This window comes from Bradyrhizobium campsiandrae (genome assembly GCF_014529705.1).
Taxonomy (GTDB): domain Bacteria; phylum Pseudomonadota; class Alphaproteobacteria; order Rhizobiales; family Xanthobacteraceae; genus Bradyrhizobium; species Bradyrhizobium campsiandrae.
The window spans coordinates 112,040-131,117 of sequence record NZ_JAANIH010000013.1 but is presented as its reverse complement, the minus strand read 5'-3'; the positions used below and the strand labels follow the sequence as shown (position 1 = coordinate 131,117).

Genomic DNA, 19,078 nt, shown 5'->3' with positions numbered 1-19,078 from the left:
GGGGATGGTGGGACCAGCGCGGCATGAAGTGACTGGTTTCCGTACCCACCCGCACCGTCATGCCCGGGCTTGTCCCGGGCATCCACGTTCTTAGCGGGCTAAGCAAAGACGTGGATGCCCGGGACAAGCCCGGCCATGACGAGAGTCCGTCGTTACACCTTACTCACCCACACCGACGCCGATGGGGCACGACACGCCGGTGCCGCCCAGGCCGCAATAGCCGGCGGGATTCTTCGCCAGATATTGCTGGTGATAGTCCTCGGCGAAATAGAACGGACCCGCAGGCGCGATCTCGGTGGTGATGGCACCGAGCCCCCTCGCCTTGAGCGCCTGCTGATAGAGCTTCTTGGACTCGTCGGCGGCCTTCTTCTGCGCGTCGGAATAGGTGTAGATCGCGCTTCTGTATTGCGTGCCGACATCGTTGCCCTGGCGCATGCCTTGCGTCGGGTTGTGGTTCTCCCAGAACGTCTTCAGCAGCTTCGCGTAGGACATCTTCTTCGGATCGAACACGACCAGCACCACTTCGGTGTGGCCGGTGCGGCCCGAGCAGGTCTCTTCATAGGTCGGGTTCGGCGTGTGGCCGCCGGCGTAGCCGACGGCAGTCGTGTAGATGCCCTCGCCCAGCTCCCAGAATTTCCGCTCGGCGCCCCAGAAGCAGCCGAGCCCGAACACGGCCTGCTCGAGGCCGTCGGGGTAAGGCGGCTGCAGCTTGCTGCCGTTGACGAAATGGATGCTCGCGGTGGGAATGGCTTGCGCACGGCCGGGCAGCGCGTTGGCTGCATCAGGCAATGCGGTGGACTTGCGCATGAACAGCATGATCGGATCTCCGAGAAACGAGCTCGCGCGCCTGAACCAGGTGCTCAGGCGGCGGGCTCGCGATCGAGTGGGAATATAGGTCTTTACGCGGCAAGCGGCAGCGTTGTTACGCGGCCCGCGCAGTCCGTCGCGGCGGGAATTGAAGATCAATCCCGGCGGGAATTGAAGGTCAATCCCGGGAATAGCCGATCAGCGGCTTGCGTGGTCGGAACAGGATCATCAAGAGGATGCCGAGCAGGCCGAGCACGGCGAAAACCGGCTGGTCCAGCACCAGGCGGATCACCGAGGTCCAGAGCCAGGGCGCCTTGGCCTCGACCCAGGTCCGGAAGGCCGACTGGCTGGCCTGGTTGATGTCGTTCCAGAACTGGCCGAACCGGGTGAAGCGCAGGGTCTGGTCGGCCACCCAGCGGGCGCCGTCATAGACCATGAAGAAGAACCCGCCGGCCAGCAGCAGCAAGCCAATCAGTCGGAAAAAGCCGCGGATCATGCCCCACCCATCTTGGTCACCCGATCGGACGACCCTCATAAACGCCGCCAGCCAATAGCCAAGAGACGGCAGAAATTCAACCTCATCAGGGCGTTACGGCCGCCCCTTGACGCGATTGGGGCCGGTTTTCCAGGCCTGGAAAGCGTTGACGGTGCCAAAGACCCCCTCTATAAGGGCGCCAACTGGCGGTGGGCGCAATCCTGCCGCCGCTGTTCTTTGAGCAGTTGCAGGCTCCTTGGAGCCTCAGAGATGGCCGTAAGGCCCATCGCTCATGTTCCGGGGACAGCCTCAGCAATCGAACACCCTAAATCCGAGCGTCGATTCCGCGGTCAAGCAGCCGGCGCTACCCCGACCAAGACGCGACCGGTTCCGCAAAGGACATTGAGACCATGGCCAATACCACTTCCGCCAAGAAAGCGACGCGCAAGATCGCCCGCCGCACCGCCGTCAACAAGTCGCGCCGCACCCAAATGCGTGGTGCCGTGCGTACCGTCGAAGAAGCGATCAAGAGCGGCGACCGCGCCGCCGCCGTCAAGGCGCTGGCCAGTGCCGAGCCCGCGCTGATGCGTGCCGCCCAGCGCAACATCATTCACAAGAACAACGCCAGCCGCAAAGTCTCGCGCCTTACCGCGCAGATCGCCAAGCTCGCCAAGTAAGCGCATCTGTAAGCGCGTCGCGTGAACTCGCGACGCAAGCTTACGAAGTAAAGTTCGCGCCGCGACCAGATCTCGTCATCCGATCGGTTGAAGCAAATCGCACCTCGCGCTCTCAATCAGCCCGGCTTTCACGCCGGGCTTTTTGTTGTCTGTCACAATTCACGCTTGCGGTCTTATCTTCCGTTGGAAGAATCTCGTCGTCTCCGCTATGCCGCGCCCGTAATTTTACCTGCCGTGGTTTTTGCAACAGCGGAAACTTTCGCGCTGCGAAAAACCCCTGCGGCATGGGCGTAAGTTGAATTCTCGCGCGCAACAGTTCTGCACACCGTAGTTTCCACGGAACAGGTTGCGCGATGGGGTTACCCTTCGAAACGAGACTCAAAAAACGAAGACTCGCTAATCACTTATCGACATAGCAGCGACAAGCATTTGGAAAATTCGCGCACGCGTCGGACGCGTGACGCTTTTGTAAAAATTTTTTGGCGATGGGGGAGCCATTGTCACATGACGTGCGTGATCTTCGAATCTGTGCACGAATCCAAAAACTTGGTCTCAAGGCTGTGAACAACTCGCGCGCGGCGTTAACGCTGGTCAAGTTTTTTGATGCCTCAAGTGTGAATCAATTTCGTTGCGAGTCTTTCCGCTTAGTGTATTCCTTAAGTCGTTCGCGGCGCCCACGATCTTGAGACCAGCGCGGTTTAAGAAACGAGGCGAGCGTGCAAATCGGCGGCGGTGTGCACGTAGGCGACGCTTCAAAAAGCGATTGTCGGTTCAAAACCCACAGCAATGTGGGAACGGTAGCTCTTTGTCTTGATGTCTCCAAGCGGGATCTTCACGATCCCGTTCGCGCCAGGCGCAAGTGAGAGGCAGGCCGAGCTCCCCGACAGGCGCGATGGCGAAGCCGAGCGGACGACACGAACACGGGCAGGCATCCGCAATTGGAGCATTCCAGGAGTGGTTGTCGTTTAGACACGCAGGACCTTGCCGTGAGCGATCACGGCAGGACGGGGAGGTATCATGTCCTACGGATTCAACGCGGTATTGACTTTAGCTTCATTGTCCAACGATGCCGTTTCCAATCCGTCCTGCGACCATCCTCCGTGTGAGGGCGCGTCGAGTACGCGCTGACCTCGCGAACTCTCCATCCCAGACATCGCTGATCTGACCCGCGGCGTTCGCGCCGGGCGGTCGAGCTATGCCCGAAGATGGACTCGCTCGAGGTCGCGTCATCGCCGAGCTCCCGGAGGAGCTCCGCATGGCGCCCGCCACGCAACCTTATCTCTCAAGAAAAGTTTTCAAATGATGACGAACTCGGAACAGGATCGCTGGTCACGCGTGAAGAATCGGCTGCGCTCGAACGTTGGCGAAGACGTCTATACGAGCTGGTTTGCACGCATGGATCTCGAAGGCGTGCAGGATGAAAGCGTGCGACTGTCGGTGCCGACGCGCTTCCTGAAGAGCTGGATCCAGGCCCATTATGCCGAGCGCGTGCTGTCGTGCTGGCAGGCCGAGATGCCGGAGGTGCATCGCATCGACCTCACCGTCCGTTCCGCGGTGCGCCCGGTGGTGCAGACGAAGGAAGCGCCCGCGCCGGTCGAGGCGCGCCGCGCGCCTGCGCCGGAGCTGCGCTCGACCGCGACCGCACCGGTGTCCGCCAATCATGATGCGCTCGGCGGCTCGCCGCTCGATCCGCGCCTGACCTTTGCAAGCTTCGTCGTCGGCCGCTCCAACACGCTGGCCCATGCCGCGGCGCGTCAGGTCGCCGAAGGTCGTCGCGGCGACCCCGTGATGTTCAACCCGCTCTACATCCATGCCGGCGTCGGCCTCGGCAAGACGCATCTGTTGCAGGCCGTGACCTGGGCCGGCAATTCCGGCAACGAGCGCAAGGTGCTGTATCTCACCGCCGAGAAATTCATGTATGGCTTCGTCGCCGCGCTGAAGACGCAGACGGCGCTCGCCTTCAAGGAAGCGCTGCGCGGCATCGACGTGCTGGTGATCGACGATCTCCAGTTCCTGCAGGGCAAGTCGACGCAGGCCGAGTTCTGTCACACGCTGAACGCGCTGATCGATGCCGGCCGCCAGGTGGTGATCGCGGCGGACCGTCCGCCGTCCGACCTGGAAAGCCTGGACGATCGCGTGCGTTCTCGTCTGGCGGGAGGTCTCGTGGTCGAGATGGGCTCGCTTGGCGAAGAGCTGCGCCACGGCATCCTCAAGTCGCGCGTCGCGGCCGCCCGCACCCATCATGCGACTTTCGACGTGCCGGAGGAGGTGCTGCAATATCTGGCGCGCACCATCACCCATAACGGCCGCGACCTCGAAGGCGCGATCAATCGGCTGCTCGCTCACTCCAAGCTGAACAACCAGCCGGTGACGCTGGAGATGGCCGAGCGCGAGGTGCGCGATCTGATCCGCCCCTCGGAGCCGAAGCGGATCAAGATCGAGGACATCCAGCGCGTGGTGGCGCGGCAGTACAATGTCAGCCGCTCCGATTTGTTGTCCTCGCGCCGCACCGCCAATGTGGTGCGGCCGCGCCAGGTGGCGATGTATCTCGCCAAGACGCTGACCCTGCGCTCGCTCCCCGAGATCGGCCGCAGATTCGGGGGCCGCGACCACACCACGGTGCTGCACGCCGTGCGCAAGATCGAGGCCCTGGTGTCCAAGGACAACGCGCTGTCCGAGGAAGTGGAGTCGCTGAAGCGCCAGCTTCAGGAATAAAGGCCTATTTGCTTCACCTTCAACAGAGGTCGTCATGCCCGGGCTTGTCCCGGGCATCCACGTTCTTTGCGCTCCGCGGTAGGCCGTGGATGGCCGGGACAAGCCCGGCCATGACGCGTGGAGAGGCCTACGCCCTCGATGAGGGCTCCGAACTTCGGGACGAAGCGGGAAATCGTGGGGAACCAGCCCCGATCCCTTGAATCCCCCGGCCATCCGCGCCACCTTGCGCGACCCTGACGGCTTTGGTCATATCGGCTCGATGACCCGGCCTTCCCAGGGTCTTCGGTGCCGCGGCGCGCTGTTCTTCGCCCGGCTTTTTCCATCTTTGGGGATCGGGCGAGTAGTGCAATGAAGGTTACGGTCGAACGCGCGCAACTCCTGAAATCGCTGGGCCATGTCCACCGCGTGGTCGAGCGCCGCAACACGATTCCGATCCTGGGCAACGTGCTGGTCCGCGCCGAAAACGCGAAATTGTCGCTGAAGGCGACCGACCTCGACCTCGAGGTGACGGAGACGCTTGCGGCGGAAACCGCCACGGCCGGCTCCACCACCGTGCCGGCGCACATGTTCTACGACATCGTGCGCAAATTGCCCGACGGTTCGCAGATCGTGCTGGAGGCCGACGGCGACCGCGCCGTGCTGGCGATCCGCGCCGGCCGCTCCCGCTTCACGCTCCAGACCCTGCCGGAAAACGATTTCCCGGACCTTGCCGCCGGCGACCTCTCGCATTCGTTCAATCTCGCCGCCAAGGACGTCAAGCGGCTGATCGACCGCACCCAGTTCGCGATCTCGACCGAAGAGACGCGCTATTACCTCAACGGCATCTATCTGCATGCCGCGGGCACCGCGACGGCCGCGACCCTGCGCGGCGTCGCCACCGACGGCCACCGCCTCGCCCAGCTCGACCTGGTGCAGCCCAAGGGCGCCGAGGGCATGCCCGGCGTGATCGTGCCGCGCAAGACCGTCGGCGAGGTGCAGCGCCTGATCGAGGACACCGAAGCCGAGATGACGATCGAGCTGTCGCAGGCCAAGATCCGCTTCACCATCGGCAACGTCGTGCTGACCTCGAAACTGATCGACGGCACCTTCCCCGATTACGGCCGCGTCATTCCGCAAGGCAACGACAAGGAGCTCGTCGTCGACAAGAAGGACTTCGAGAACGCGGTCGATCGCGTTTCCACCATCTCCAGCGAGCGCGGGCGCGCGGTGAAGCTGTCGCTGTCGCCGGGCAAGCTGGTGCTGTCGGTGACCAATCCGGATTCGGGCAGCGCCACCGAAGAGCTCGAGGTCGAATACGCCTCCGACGCGCTCGATATCGGCTTCAACTCCCGCTACCTCCTCGACATCGCCGCCCAGATCGAAGGCGATGTCGCCGTGCTCAAGCTCGCCGACCCCGGCTCGCCCACTTTGGTGCAGGACAAGGACGACAAGAGCGCGCTCTACGTGCTGATGCCGATGCGGGTGTGAGGGGCGCTCTCTCGACCATCCATCGGAGCCGTAGGGTGGGCAAAGCTTGCGCCGTCGCTCGAAGAGCGGAGGCGAAAGCGTGCCCACCATCGCGGCGAGACGTGGGCACGGCGCGCGCAGAGCGCGCCTTTGCCCACCCTACGGCATGCCCTTCCAATGCGAGAGCGCGCGCCCATAACGAATAGCCCATGACCCCCTCCCGCATCCATCGCCTCACGCTGACGCATTTTCGCAATTACCGGGCGGCGGGGCTCGAGACGACGGCTGACATGGTGGCGCTGGTCGGGCCGAACGGGGCGGGCAAGACCAATTGCATCGAGGCGATCTCGTTCCTGTCGCCGGGACGCGGCCTCCGGCGCGCCACGCTGGAGGATGTCGCCGACAACCAGGGCGACGGCTCCTGGGCGGTCTCGGCGCAAGTCGAGGGCGCGCTGGGGCTCGCCACGCTCGGCACCGGCATCGATGCGCCGCGCGCCGATAGCGCGGTGAGCCGGCGCTGCCGCATCGACCGCGAGCCGGTGAATTCCGCCGCCGCCTTCGGCGACCACATTCGCATGGTGTGGCTGACGCCGGCGATGGACGGGCTGTTCATGGGCGCGGCGTCGGAGCGGCGGCGCTTCTTCGACCGCCTGGTGCTCGCGATCGACGTCGAGCATTCCAGCCGCATCAACGCGCTGGAACGCTCGCTGCGTTCGCGCAACCGGCTGCTCGAGACGCGCAATTACGACGACCATTGGTGCGACGCGATCGAGCGCGAGACCGCCGAGCTTGCGGTCGCGGTCGCCGCAACGCGCGGCCAGACCGCGGCGCGGCTCACCGGCATGCTCAACACGCGCGCGCAAGCCTCTGCGTTTCCCTCGGCCCAAATTGCGCTGGACGGCTGGATGGAAAACGCCCTGCTTGAGGAGACCGCCACCTCGGTCGAAGACCGCTACCGCCAGATCCTGCGCGACAACCGCCCGCGCGATGCGATTGCCGGCCGCACCACCGACGGGCCGCATCTCACCGATCTGCAGGTGGTCTATGCACCGAAGAGCATGCCGGCGCGCGATGCCTCGACTGGCGAGCAGAAGGCGCTCTTGATCGGCCTCGTTCTGGCGCACGCGACGCTGGTCGCCGAGATGACCGGCATCGTGCCGCTGCTGCTGCTCGACGAGGTCGTCGCCCATCTCGATCCCAACAGGCGCGCCGCGCTGTTCGACGAGCTGCGCAAGCTCGGCGCGCAGGTGTGGCTGACCGGCGCGGATCCGGCCGCATTCGCCGAGATCGGCGCCGGAGGCGAAGTGTTCGACGTCGAGAGCGGACGCGTTTCCGCCCGGCGATAGCCCGTTTTGTTGAACCCGGCCTATTCGGACCGCGACTAGGGCTGTGAGGCCGCAGCTTGCGGTGTCGCAGCCGTTGCCATCGCGCGATCGACACGCGCGATATCCCTGGAGAGAAAGACCATGACGACGGTAAGGCGCGGGACGAAAGTCCCGGCACGATGGCGGCTGTTCGCGTGCGGCCTCGCTTTGCTCGCAAGTGGCGTGACCGCGGCCACCGCCAGCGCCTGGGCGCCGCCTCTCTCAACGCTGTTTTCATCCGCGCTGACGCCGGATCCTGACACCAAGCTGCCCGCGCCGACCCGCTACAGTTACAGAGGCATCCACACCACCGTCGTGCAGGGCGTCGAGACGCCGCTTCGCACCACGCTTGAAGCGAGGGTGCCCGCCGACCTCGGCAACGTGCTCGCCTTCTACCGCACCGAGCTCGGCAAGCTCGGCTGGCGGGAGCAGCATGATGGCGCGATGATCTCCGCCGATCACATCCAGCTTGCCTTCGTCTCCCCGGTTGGACCCGGCATGCTGGCGCTCGACCGCAAGGATTCCGGCACCACGGTCAATCTGGTGCAGAAGAACGCATCGGTCGCGATCAACGCGAACGTCATGCCCGAGCCCGGCCAGGCGAAGCTGGTGTTCTCCAATATCGGCGAGACCGAAGCCACGCTCACCATCAACGACCGGACCATCAGGCGCGCGGCGGGCACCCGTGCGATGTCGCTGGATCTGCAGCCCGGCAAATATAGCTATGAGGTGAGCGTGCCGGGCCATCCGGCCACCACGCATATCCTTGACTTTACCGCCGGCGACACATGGGAGCTCACGGTCGGGCGCGACGGAGAAGCGTGGTCGCCGCTGCTGCTGTATTGAGCCGTTTTGAACCTCGCGAGTTCCCGCCGCGACTCCTCGTCTGAGGCGCGAAATCCGGGAGTACTGCCGATGTCGATGATCAAACGCGGGACGCGAGCCCCGGCACGCGGGCTGCTGCTGGCCTGCAGCCTCATGCTGATGGCGAGCACCGCACGCGCGACGCAATTCGACGCCGGCTATGTCGATCCGCATACGGTACCGATGCTGCCAGGCGCCTTCGAGAACACTTCGCGCCCCGATTCCTCCCAAGTGCAGTATGGCGTGCCGACGGTGGTCGCGGTGACATCAGCCGCCGTGAAGAAGATGCTCATCGCTGATGGCTGGGTGCCCTATGTTCGTCCGCTCGACGAGACCAACACCAATCTCGTCTTCAAGAAGGGACGGCAGGGACTGTCCGTTTTCTTCACGCAGGGCCTGGGCCGCCCCGATCAATCCTCGGTCTCCTACAGTCCAAGCCGCATCTATGCGAACGTGCCCTTCCCCGACGGCGCAATCGATCTCGTGTTCGACGAGACACGCCCCTATCTCGGCTGCATCGCGCCGGCCACGCTCGAATCCGCGCAGGAATTTTATGCCAGGGAAATGGCCGCGATCGGCTGGCGCAAGCTCACGCCCGAGACCGCCGCAAGCTGGCCGAACGCAGACCTGACGGCGTCAGTGCCGAACGGCGTGCGTGCCTTCTACGATCATCCCGACGACGATTCGACCGGGTTCTACAAGCAGAAGCCGGTGATGCTGACGCTGACCCGCCGGGACGACGGGCGCACCAATGTCGACATCCGGATCGCGCCGTTCGCGCTGCCCACCAATCTCGAGGCCGGCGATGCGGCCGGCCTGCCGGAGCCGAAGCCATACAAATCATCCTCGGGCCGGGGCAACGCCCGGACCGCCACGCGCGAGCTGATCGTCGCGGCCCTTGCCGATCTGCCCGCTGTAGAGGCCTTTTACCATCGCGAATTTGCAGCGCGGGGCTGGACGGAAGAGGGACATGCGCCGCTCGCCCCAGGCGACGAGGTCGCGCTGAAGTTCTCCTCGCCCGAGGAGAACGGCGTGCTGCATTTGGGGCGCAAATACGATTTCACCATGGTCCATCTGACCGCACAGGTTAAGGAGAGCGTGCTCGCCGCCCGCGCCAAGGCGAAGAAGGACGCCGACGAACAGTTCATGAAGGACGCGGAGGCGATGACGAAACAGGTCCTCGCCGAGGACGCGGCACGTCGCAAGGCTCAGGCGGCAACGCTCTCAGATGCGCCGCTGCAGGCACAGGCCGGCAGCAACGCGCCGCTGCCGGTGCCCGAGAACGCACAGGAGGTGGAGTCTGGCGATGGCCGGCTCGAATTCAACTCGACCTCGAGCGTGAAGGCGCTGGCCGCCTTCTATCGCGCGGCCATGAAGCCCGCCGGCTGGAAGGAGCAGCCTTCCGTCATCAACCAGCCCAACATGGCGGTGCTGGAGTTCGCCAAGGCGGGCAAGTCGATCTCGATGACCTTGATGCAGATGGGCCCGAAGGTGAACGTCAGCGCCAACGGATCCGGCCTGAGGGTGGCTGCCGCCAAGCCTGGAGCGACCGGCCAGCCGGCGGGCGACGATCCGGCTGCAACGCAAGCCAAAGCATCCGCCCAGCTGGAGGCAGATCCGGAGTCCGCACTGCCGGTGCCGAAGCAGCGCAGCTCGACCTCGCTTGGCACGGCCAAGCTGCCGGGCATCGAGGTGCCGTTCCGCCGCGAACTCGAAGCCAGCGTCCCGGCCGAACTCGGCGACGTGCTCGCCTTCTATCGCACCGAGCTGAAAAAGCTCGGCTGGCAGGAAAAGCCTGAAGGCGCGGTGATATCAGCCGACCGTGTCCAGCTCGCCTTCGCCTCGCCGCAGGGGCCGGCGACGCTGAAGCTCGGCCGCGCCAGGGGCGAGACCTCGGTCAACCTGGTGCAGAAGAACCCGGAGGCAGCGACCAAGGCGGACATCATGCCGAAACCGGGTCAGGCCAAGCTGCTGCTCGGCAATATGGGCAAGCAGGAAGCCGTGCTCACCATCAACAAGCAGACCGTCAAGGTTGCAGCCGGCGCCGGTGGCCCTCAATCGCCGAAAGGGCCGATGCTCGACCTGCCGCCAGGCAAGTACCAATATTCGCTGAAAATGGCGGGTCGCCCCGCCCGCAACGACACCATCGACATCGCCGCAGGCGATGCCTGGGGCCTGATGGTGGGCCCGACCGGCGAGGTGCTGCCGCTGCAGATGTATTGATCCACCTGTGCCTGTCACGACCAGGTTGAACCCATCAGGTCCGCGGAGCGACTAGTTTGTCTGAAAACGGCGGCGATCCGTGTGGGGCCGCGCCAGCGCGAAGATCAGAACGCGCGACATCCCTGGAGAGTGGGAATGACGACGGTCAAGCGCGGGACGAAGGCCCCGGCACGGTGGCGGCTACTGCTGTGCGCCATCCCGCTTCTTGCAAGCTGCTCGCAGGAGCCGCTGACCGCAGCAGATCCGCACGCCGAGATGCCAGTGCCGACGCGAGCCAGCCACTCCAGCTACAGCACCTCGCGCGCGTCCGGCATCGAAATCCCGTTCCGCATCGAGCTCAAGACCCAGGTGGCCGCGGACCTCAGCGACGTACTCGCCTTTTACCGCGCAGAGCTCGGAAAGCGCGGCTGGCAGGAAATGCCTGATGGCACGATGGTCGCCGCCGATCGCGCGCTGCTCGTCTTCGCTTCTCCGAAGGGACCGGGCACGCTGACGCTCGACCGTGCCAAGGGCGAAACCATGATCGACCTTGTGCAGCGAAATACAGAGGTCGCGGCCAGGGCCAACTTCCTGCCAATACCAGGACAGGCGCGGCTGATATTCGGCTATCTCAGGCCAAACGTGGCTTCGCTCGCGATCAACGATCAGACCATTGAGATCGCTGGCGGCGAAAATCATCCGCAGACGCTGGATCTGCCGCCGGGCACGTATCCTTACGAACTGCGCGCCTGGGGCCGTCTGCTGCGCGCCGATACCGTCACTCTGGCCGCAGGCGAGGCCTGGAGCCTCAGCGACGACAAGAAGCCGTCGCGGATTTACTGAGGCTGCGGTCCTAACCTCCCCCACCGTCATGGCCGGACTTGTCCCGGCCATCCACGCCTTAGCGCACGGCACCAAAGAACGTGGATGCCCGGGACAAGCCCGGGCATGACGACGACCGGTGATTGGGGCCCTCGGCGTCTCGGAACGAGCCTTTTCGCCTCCGCAAAATCCACGCCTTACGGGGCCAGAACGAGCTCTCGAATCGGGCTTTTCAGGAGGGGCGGAATCGGCCTTCGGAGGCCTTGAAATCAGGCCTAAAAATCCCATTTCTTCAAAGGGTTGCCGAGAGATACTTTGCGCTAGGCGCAAACCCTCTTTCATGGCACAAATAGCCTGCAAATCAGCGCCTTTTGCGCGGCTGATTCGGGCGACATTTCGAAGGCCTCTCATGACAGAACCTGCTCGGCAGCAAGCTGCCGAAAACGAGCCCTCCACCGCGAGCGAGTACGGCGCGGAATCGATCCGCGTGCTCAAGGGGCTCGATGCCGTTCGCAAGCGCCCCGGCATGTATATCGGCGACACCGATGACGGCTCGGGCCTGCATCACATGGTGTACGAAGTCGTCGACAACGCGATCGACGAGGCGCTGGCGGGCCACGCCACGCGCGTCGATGTGATCCTCAACGCCGACAATTCCGTCACCGTGCGCGACGACGGCCGCGGCATTCCCGTCGACATCCACAAGGGCGAGGGCATCTCCGCGGCCGAGGTCATCATGACCCAGCTGCACGCCGGCGGAAAATTCGACCAGAACTCCTACAAGGTCTCCGGCGGTCTGCACGGCGTCGGCGTCTCCGTCGTCAACGCGCTGTCGAGCAAGCTCGGCTTGCGGATCTGGCGCGACGACAAGGAGCACTATATCGAGTTCGCCCATGGCGATGCCGTGGCGCCGCTCAAGGTCGTTGGCGATGCGCCTGGCCGGCGCGGCACCGAGGTGACGTTCCTGGCTTCAACCGAGACCTTCAAGAACGTCGAGTATGATTTCGCGACGCTCGAGCACCGGCTGCGTGAGCTCGCCTTCCTCAATTCCGGCGTCCATATCGCACTTTCCGACATGCGTCACGCGGTCGAGAAGCGCGAGGAGATGCACTATTCCGGCGGCGTCGAGGAATTCGTCAAATATCTCGACCGCAACAAGACGGCGATCGTGCCGGCTCCGATCATGGTGCGCTCGGAGGCGAACGGCATCGGCGTCGAGGCCGCTTTATGGTGGAACGACAGCTATCATGAGAACGTGCTGTGCTTCACCAACAACATCCCGCAGCGTGACGGCGGCACCCACCTCGCCGGCTTCCGCGGCGCGCTGACGCGCCAGGTCAACGGCTATGCCGAGGCCAATGCGAAGAAGGAAAAGATCGCACTGACCGGCGACGATTGCCGCGAAGGCTTGACCGCCGTGCTGTCGGTGAAAGTGCCGGACCCGAAATTCTCGTCGCAGACCAAGGACAAACTGGTGTCCTCGGAGGTGCGCCCCGTGGTCGAGAACGTCCTCAACGAGGCGCTCCAGGCCTGGTTCGAGGAGCACCCGTCCGAGGCCAAGATGATCGTCGGCAAGGTGATCCAGGCCGCTGCAGCCCGTGAAGCCGCCCGAAAGGCGCGCGAGTTGACCCGCAAGAGCCCGCTCTCGGTCTCCTCGCTGCCCGGCAAGCTCGCCGACTGCCAGGAAAAGGATCCGGCCAAATCAGAGCTCTTCATCGTCGAGGGCGACTCGGCAGGCGGCAGCGCCAAGCAGGGTCGCAACCGCGAATTCCAGGCGGTGCTTCCGCTGCGCGGCAAGATCCTCAACGTCGAGCGCGTCCGCCCCGACAAGATGCTTCACAGCGAGCAGATCGGCACGCTGATCACCGCGCTCGGCACCGGCATCAGCGACGAGTTCTCGATCGATAAGTTGCGCTACCACAAGATCATCGTGATGACGGACGCCGACGTCGACGGCGCCCATATCCGCACGCTGCTGCTTACCTTTTTCTACCGGCAGATGCCCGACATCATCGATGGCGGCTATCTCTATATCGCGCAGCCGCCGCTCTATAAGGTCTCCAGAGGCAAGTCCGAGCAGTATCTGAAGGACGAGCGGGCGCTGGAAGATTATCTGATCGACACCGGGCTCGACGACTGCATTTTCATCCCCGGCAACGGCGGCGATCGCACCGGCCGCGACCTGCGTTCACTGGTCGATGACGCGCGCATCGTCCGCAGCATCCTGCGCAACCTGCACAGCCGCTACAACCGCAAGGTGGTCGAGCAAGCCGCCATCACGGGCGTGCTCAACAAGGCGATCTACGGCGATCCTGAGAAGGCCGCCGTGGCTGCGCAATACATCGCCGGGCGGCTGGACAGCTTGGCCGAAGAGGTCGAGCGCGGCTGGGTCGGACAGTTCGTGGAAGGCCAGGGCTTCCTGTTCGAACGCACCGTCCGCGGCGTCAAGGAAGCGGCTGTCATCGACGACGCCTTCCTCGGGTCTGCGGAGGCGCGCAAGCTCGACGAGTACACCGTGAAGCTTCAGGACGTCTACGCACGTCCCGGCAAGCTGCGGCGCAAGGACATTGAGCACATGGTCTACGGGCCGGCTGATCTGTTCGAGGCCGTCACCGACGCCGGCCGCAAGGGCGTCACGCTGCAGCGCTATAAAGGCCTGGGCGAGATGAATCCCGAGCAGCTCTGGGAGACCACGCTTGATACCAACGCGCGCTCGCTGCTGCAGGTGAAGGTCAAGGAGGTCGACGAGGCCGACGACATCTTCACCAAGCTGATGGGCGACGTGGTCGAGCCGCGCCGCGACTTCATCCAGGAACATTCGCTGAGCGCGACGATCGATATTTGAGGATCTGTCGCGGTTGGCGTTCAATGTGAGCCCCGGGCACAGATCACCTCTCCCCGATGGGGAAGGTCGGGACCGAGACAGCCCCCTGAACCTCACCACCCGCCATCGCGACGAATGGCGTGAACCCATTGGCCTGCTCCGGCCGGGAAACGCCGCGACATGAGTGCTCCAGCAATCAGACCCGCTCTCCCCTCCCGCCGTCTCGGCGTGATCGGCAGCCTCGTCGGCGTGCTGGCGCTGATCGCGGCTGTGGTGCCGCATTGGGTGCTGCCGGTGATCTATCCGCCGCCGCCTGCCGACAAGGTTATCGTCGACACCGGACACCGCCTCAAGGAGCGCCTGATCGCGCGCGTCAAAGGCGTCGACTATCAGGCGCCGCCGCGCGAGCGATCGATGGGAAGCCAGCTCAGCGATGCATCCTCGATCGGCGCGATCTCGTTCGGCCTGCTCGCCATCCTGCTCTCGGTGCTCGCGCTGGTGTTTCGCGAGGAGCGGCTCCTTGCCACCGTTGCCGCCGCGCTCGGGACCGGCGCCATCGCCATCGAGATATCCTTTTTCTTCATGGGCGTCCTGATCCTCATCGCCGTGCTTTATGTGGTGGCGAATATCATCGGACTGTTCTAGACGCGGGGGTCGAAAGGGCCGCCGGACGTCCGTCGTCCGCGGCAAGAGCAGAATTGCTACCCTGCTCAATTCTCGGTAGTTTCTGCCCCAAAGCAGCCCGCCCAACCATCAAGACAGCGAGACATCCCAGTGGCGCCCATCCAATATATCGTCGAGGGCGGTCAGCGGCTCTCGGGCTCGATCGAGCCGGCCGGCAACAAGAATTCGGCGCTGCCGATCATCGCCGCGGCCTTGCTCACCGAGCATCCGGTGACGCTGGAGAATGTGCCGCGGATCCGTGACACCGAGACGCTGGTCGAGCTGGTCCGATCGGTCGGCGCGGCCGCCGAATGGACGGCCCGCAACACGCTGCACATCCACGCCAAGAGCATCCGCGCCGGTGATCTCGATCCCGAGCTTTGCGTCCGCATCCGCGCCTCGATCCTGCTGGCGGGCCCGCTGCTCGCACGCTGCGGCGAGCTGATGCTGCCGCCGCCCGGTGGCGACGTGATCGGCCGCCGCCGGCTGGATACCCACGTGCTCGCGCTGGAGCAACTTGGAGCCAAGGTCACCGCGACCGACCGGCTGGAATTCCGCGCACCAAAACTCACCGGCGCCGACGTGTTCCTCGACGAGCCGAGCGTGACTGCGACCGAGAACGCGCTGGTGGCGGCGGTCGCCGCGGATGGCGTCACTTACCTGCGCAACGCGGCGTCCGAGCCGCATGTGCAGGACCTCGCCAATTTCCTGGTCGCACTCGGTGCGAAGATCGAGGGTATCGGCACCAACACCATGATCATCCACGGCCCGGCGACGCTGGGCTCTGCGACCTATCGGATCCAGCCCGACCATATCGAAGTCGGCTCGCTGATCGGGCTTGCCGCCGTGACGCGATCGCCGCTTCGTATCGTCCGTGCCGGCGTCGAGCATCTGCGCTCGATCCGCATGGGCTTCGAGCGGCTCGGCATCGTCTGCCGCGTCGAGGGCGACGATCTGATCGTGCCGTCGAACCAGACGCTCAAGATCCAGGACGATTTCGGCGGCCACGTGCCGAAGCTGGAGGACCAGCCCTGGCCGGCCTTCCCGGCCGACCTGATGTCGATTGCGATCGTCACGGCGACGCAATGCGACGGCGTGATCCTGATGTTCGAGAAGATGTTCGAATCCAGGATGTTCTTCGTCGACAAGCTGATCGGGATGGGCGCGCGCATCGTGCTGTGCGATCCGCACCGCGCCATCATCGCAGGCCCCAGCCGGCTGCACGGCGCGACGCTGAGCTCGCCCGACATCCGCGCCGGCATGGCGATGCTGCTCGCCGCGGTGTGCGCCGAGGGCACCTCCACCATCAACAACGCCGACCAGATCGAGCGCGGCTATGAGCGCATCGACGAGCGGCTGAACGCACTCGGCGCCAAGATCCGCCGCGTGCCGGAGCGGAAGGGATGAGGGTCTCTCCCCACCAGCAGTATCGTAGGGTGGGCAAAGCGCAGCGTGCCCACGCATTTTTATGACCGAGAGAGATCGTGGGCACGGCGCAAGTGCGCCTTTGCCCACCCTACGGCGCTGATAGTGGTCTCGTGCCCCGGACGCAGCGCAGCACGTTAGTGATGCGCTGCTGAGCCGGGGCCCATGCCGCGATCTCGGAGTGCGCGACTCCTGGGTCCCGGCTCGCGCTTCGCGCGTCCGGGACACGAGGCCATGTTTTCGACTTGCCGCTGTGCTATTGACGCCGCCATGCTCGACATCGTCCAACCACAGCAACCGCCGCCGGCCGGCGCGCAAAGCCATCTCGCGCAGGAATTCGTCCAGACGTTGCGGCTGGCCGTTCCGATGATGCTGACACAGCTCGGGCAGATGGCGATGATGACGACCGATCTTGCGCTGATCGGACGGCTTGGCGAGGATTCGGTCGCGGCTGCGGCACTTGCGCACACCGTCTATTTCGTCAGCTTCACCTTCGGCCTTGGCCTCGTCGTCGCGGTGTCGCCGCTCGCCGCGCAGGCGTTCGGCGCGGGCGATGTCGGACGGATGCGGCGCTCCTTGCGCGTCGGCCTGTGGATCTCCCTCGTGATCTCGCTGCCGATGATGGCCTCGCCACTCTATGGCGCGCAGATCCTGCTGGCGCTGGGGCAGGCGCCGCATTCGGCAGCGCTGGCTCAGCATTATCTGAACGGGCTCGCCTGGGGCATCGCGCCGGCGCTCGGCTTCGTCGCGCTGCGCGGCCTGATGAGCGCGATGAACCGGCCGCAATCCCCGCTGTGGATCACGCTTGCCGCAATCCCCGCCAATGCAGCGCTGGTCTATGTGCTGATCCACGGCCTGTTCGGCCTGCCGGAGCTTCGGCTTCTCGGCGCGGGGCTTGCCACCACGCTGGTCAATCTCGGCACCTTCGTCGCCGCCCTCGCCATCGTCGGGTGGCGAAAGCCGTTCGCGGGCTATCGCCCGCTCGCCCATCTCTGGCGGATCGACTGGCCGCTGCTGCGCGAGCTCGTCGCGCTCGGCGCGCCGATCTCGTTTGCCATGCTGATGGAATACGGCCTGTTCTCCTCGGCCGCGCTGCTGATGGGCCTGATCTCGACCACCGCGCTTGCCGCGCACCAGATCGCGCTCCAGGTCACCGCCGTGCTGTTCATGGTCCCGCTCGGCATCGGCATGGCTGCGACGGTGCGGGTCGGCCACGCCTTTGGCCGCAGCGACCCGGCAGGCGTCCGGCGCGCGGGGATCGTCGCCGCCGTGCTCGGCATCGCCTTCGTCGCAAGCCTGACGATCGCGATCATCCTCGGACGCTACGAGCTGGGCCGGCTGTTCTTCGGCAACAGCGAGGCCAGCGCACCGACGGTGGCGCTGACCGCCACGCTTTTGCTGGTCGGGGCGACCTTCTTCATCGCCGACGCGCTCCAGACCATCATGGGCGGCGCGCTACGCGGTATCAATGACACTGGAATGACGCTGGTGTTCGCCGTCATTGGCTATTGGTGCGTCGGCTTTCCCGTCGCCTGGATGCTCCCCTTCCACACCGGCCTCGGTGCGGTCGGCGTCTGGGTCGGATTGTCGATCGGATCGTTCGTCTATGCCGGCCTATTGATCTTGCGCTTCCGCATGTTGACGCGCAAACTGCTCGGATGACGGGATCCGTTCGCGAAATCAGCCCTGACGTCGATGCCGGCACGGTACTGTCAGGCGCGCAGTTCATCGACGCCTTTCGTGTCGAGGTCGGGGCGAGCCAATTGAGCGCCCGCGAGGCCTGCACTCGGATGGTGCTGCACGGGCCGCGCTGGATCGATGCGCTGACGCGCTTGCGCAACATCCTGGTGACGCCGTTCGGCTTGAAAACATCGGGAGAAGGCGCCTACGCGCCCGGCGGCCTGATCGGCCTGTTTCCGGTGCTGAGCGAGACGCCGGAGCGGCTGGTCGCCGGCTTCAACGACTATCATCTCGATTTCCGTATCGTGGTCGATGTCGCTGGCGAGGCGACGCTTCGCCACGTCACCGTCACCACTCTGGTGAAGACGAACAATTTCCTCGGTCGAACTTATCTCAGGCTCATCACGCCGTTCCACAAGCTGGTGGCCCGCGGCATGATGGGATGCATCGGGGAGCCGGCGCGATGACGCTGTCGGTCGACCTCTTCTTTTCCTTTCGCAGCCCCTTCAGCTATCTGGCGCTGCCGAGGACATTGAAGCTGGTCGAGGCGTACGACCTCGGCGTGAACCTGCGGCCAGTCTATCCGCTTGCCGTCCGCGTGCCCGGCTTCTTCAAGAAAGCCAATCCGAACTTCATTCGCTATGTGGTGCTCGACAGCACGCGCGTGGCACAGCATGAGGGCATTCCATTCCGCTTTCCGCGGCCGGACCCGATCGTGCAGGACAAGACGACGTTCGATGTCGCGGCCGAGCAGCCCTACATCCATCGCCTGACGCGCCTTGGCGCGATGGCGCAGCTCGAGGGCCGCTCGCTCGCCTTTACATATGCGATCGCGTGCGTGCTGTGGGATGGCTCGGTTGCGGGTTGGAACGAGGGTGACCACCTCGCCCGCGCCGCCGCGAAGGCCGGCTTCGACCTTGCCGCGATGGATGCAGCCATCAGCGCCGATCCTGATCGCTACGAGCACGTGATCACGGAGAACGAAAAGGACCACGCCGCCTCAGGCCATTGGGGCGTACCGACCTTCGTGTTCGAGAACGAGCCGTTCTTCGGCCAGGACCGCATCGATCTTCTGCTCTGGCGTCTGCAGAGCAGGGGCCTGACGAAGCGCTAA

General features: G+C 64.8%; 15 protein-coding genes. 13 read left to right on the top strand and 2 right to left on the bottom strand.

What is annotated here, in order from left to right; all coding sequences use genetic code 11:
* Positions 1-159: 159 nt before the first annotated feature.
* Both msrA and G8O24_RS12295 read right to left on the bottom strand, forming a co-directional pair.
* On the bottom strand, positions 160-816 hold the full coding sequence (gene msrA, locus G8O24_RS12300; protein ID WP_188099532.1) for a peptide-methionine (S)-S-oxide reductase MsrA: 657 nt from the start codon (positions 814-816) through the stop codon (positions 160-162).
* Positions 817-985: 169 nt separating this feature from the next.
* Positions 986-1,303 (bottom strand): hypothetical protein, encoded by a 318-nt coding sequence (locus tag G8O24_RS12295; protein WP_057754029.1) that lies wholly within the window; start codon positions 1,301-1,303, stop codon positions 986-988.
* Positions 1,304-1,692: 389 nt separating this feature from the next.
* Between G8O24_RS12295 and rpsT the strand changes: the two genes are divergently transcribed.
* From rpsT to G8O24_RS12230, 13 genes are all read left to right on the top strand, one after another.
* A complete protein-coding gene (gene rpsT, locus G8O24_RS12290; RefSeq protein ID WP_188099530.1) occupies positions 1,693-1,959 on the top strand; it encodes a 30S ribosomal protein S20 in 267 nt (88 codons plus the stop codon).
* Positions 1,960-3,261: 1,302 nt separating this feature from the next.
* Positions 3,262-4,674 carry a chromosomal replication initiator protein DnaA gene (dnaA, locus tag G8O24_RS12285; protein WP_244645832.1) on the top strand — a complete coding sequence of 471 codons (1,413 nt, stop codon included), beginning with the start codon at positions 3,262-3,264 and terminating at the stop codon, positions 4,672-4,674.
* A 348-nt stretch (positions 4,675-5,022) separates the two neighbouring features.
* Positions 5,023-6,141, top strand: coding sequence for a DNA polymerase III subunit beta (gene dnaN / locus G8O24_RS12280; RefSeq protein ID WP_188099526.1), 1,119 nt, complete (start codon positions 5,023-5,025; stop codon positions 6,139-6,141).
* Positions 6,142-6,329: 188 nt separating this feature from the next.
* On the top strand, positions 6,330-7,466 hold the full coding sequence (recF, locus tag G8O24_RS12275) for a DNA replication/repair protein RecF (protein WP_188099524.1): 1,137 nt from the start codon (positions 6,330-6,332) through the stop codon (positions 7,464-7,466).
* Positions 7,467-7,586: 120 nt separating this feature from the next.
* Positions 7,587-8,330 (top strand): hypothetical protein, encoded by a 744-nt coding sequence (locus G8O24_RS12270; protein ID WP_188099522.1) that lies wholly within the window; start codon positions 7,587-7,589, stop codon positions 8,328-8,330.
* A gap of 69 nt (positions 8,331-8,399) precedes the next feature.
* Positions 8,400-10,571 (top strand): hypothetical protein, encoded by a 2,172-nt coding sequence (locus G8O24_RS12265; protein ID WP_188099520.1) that lies wholly within the window; start codon positions 8,400-8,402, stop codon positions 10,569-10,571.
* Positions 10,572-10,706: 135 nt separating this feature from the next.
* Positions 10,707-11,393, top strand: coding sequence for a hypothetical protein (locus G8O24_RS12260; RefSeq protein ID WP_188099518.1), 687 nt, complete (start codon positions 10,707-10,709; stop codon positions 11,391-11,393).
* Between the two features lie 388 nt (positions 11,394-11,781).
* Entirely contained in the window at positions 11,782-14,217 is a 2,436-nt protein-coding gene (gyrB, locus tag G8O24_RS12255; RefSeq protein ID WP_188099516.1) for a DNA topoisomerase (ATP-hydrolyzing) subunit B, read from the top strand.
* A gap of 159 nt (positions 14,218-14,376) precedes the next feature.
* On the top strand, positions 14,377-14,841 hold the full coding sequence (gene yidI / locus G8O24_RS12250) for an inner membrane protein YidI (RefSeq protein WP_188099515.1): 465 nt from the start codon (positions 14,377-14,379) through the stop codon (positions 14,839-14,841).
* A 129-nt stretch (positions 14,842-14,970) separates the two neighbouring features.
* Entirely contained in the window at positions 14,971-16,266 is a 1,296-nt protein-coding gene (gene murA, locus G8O24_RS12245) for a UDP-N-acetylglucosamine 1-carboxyvinyltransferase (protein WP_188099513.1), read from the top strand.
* A 288-nt stretch (positions 16,267-16,554) separates the two neighbouring features.
* Positions 16,555-17,946 (top strand): MATE family efflux transporter, encoded by a 1,392-nt coding sequence (locus G8O24_RS12240; protein ID WP_188099512.1) that lies wholly within the window; start codon positions 16,555-16,557, stop codon positions 17,944-17,946.
* The gene (locus G8O24_RS12235; protein ID WP_188099510.1) at positions 17,943-18,431 is read left to right on the top strand and encodes a DUF2867 domain-containing protein; all 489 of its coding nucleotides are present in this window, start codon (positions 17,943-17,945) and stop codon (positions 18,429-18,431) included. Before G8O24_RS12240 ends, G8O24_RS12235 begins: the two co-directional genes overlap by 4 nt.
* On the top strand, positions 18,428-19,078 hold the full coding sequence (locus tag G8O24_RS12230; protein WP_188099508.1) for a 2-hydroxychromene-2-carboxylate isomerase: 651 nt from the start codon (positions 18,428-18,430) through the stop codon (positions 19,076-19,078). Before G8O24_RS12235 ends, G8O24_RS12230 begins: the two co-directional genes overlap by 4 nt.

Coding starts and splice junctions, on each gene's coding strand:
- msrA (WP_188099532.1), bottom strand. CDS start 816: ATGCTGTTCATGCGCAAGTCCACCGCATTGCCTGATGCAGCCAACGCG.
- G8O24_RS12295 (WP_057754029.1), bottom strand. CDS start 1,303: ATGATCCGCGGCTTTTTCCGACTGATTGGCTTGCTGCTGCTGGCCGGC.
- rpsT (WP_188099530.1), top strand. CDS start 1,693: ATGGCCAATACCACTTCCGCCAAGAAAGCGACGCGCAAGATCGCCCGC.
- dnaA (WP_244645832.1), top strand. CDS start 3,262: ATGACGAACTCGGAACAGGATCGCTGGTCACGCGTGAAGAATCGGCTG.
- dnaN (WP_188099526.1), top strand. CDS start 5,023: ATGAAGGTTACGGTCGAACGCGCGCAACTCCTGAAATCGCTGGGCCAT.
- recF (WP_188099524.1), top strand. CDS start 6,330: ATGACCCCCTCCCGCATCCATCGCCTCACGCTGACGCATTTTCGCAAT.
- G8O24_RS12270 (WP_188099522.1), top strand. CDS start 7,587: ATGACGACGGTAAGGCGCGGGACGAAAGTCCCGGCACGATGGCGGCTG.
- G8O24_RS12265 (WP_188099520.1), top strand. CDS start 8,400: ATGTCGATGATCAAACGCGGGACGCGAGCCCCGGCACGCGGGCTGCTG.
- G8O24_RS12260 (WP_188099518.1), top strand. CDS start 10,707: ATGACGACGGTCAAGCGCGGGACGAAGGCCCCGGCACGGTGGCGGCTA.
- gyrB (WP_188099516.1), top strand. CDS start 11,782: ATGACAGAACCTGCTCGGCAGCAAGCTGCCGAAAACGAGCCCTCCACC.
- yidI (WP_188099515.1), top strand. CDS start 14,377: ATGAGTGCTCCAGCAATCAGACCCGCTCTCCCCTCCCGCCGTCTCGGC.
- G8O24_RS12240 (WP_188099512.1), top strand. CDS start 16,555: ATGCTCGACATCGTCCAACCACAGCAACCGCCGCCGGCCGGCGCGCAA.
- G8O24_RS12235 (WP_188099510.1), top strand. CDS start 17,943: ATGACGGGATCCGTTCGCGAAATCAGCCCTGACGTCGATGCCGGCACG.
- G8O24_RS12230 (WP_188099508.1), top strand. CDS start 18,428: ATGACGCTGTCGGTCGACCTCTTCTTTTCCTTTCGCAGCCCCTTCAGC.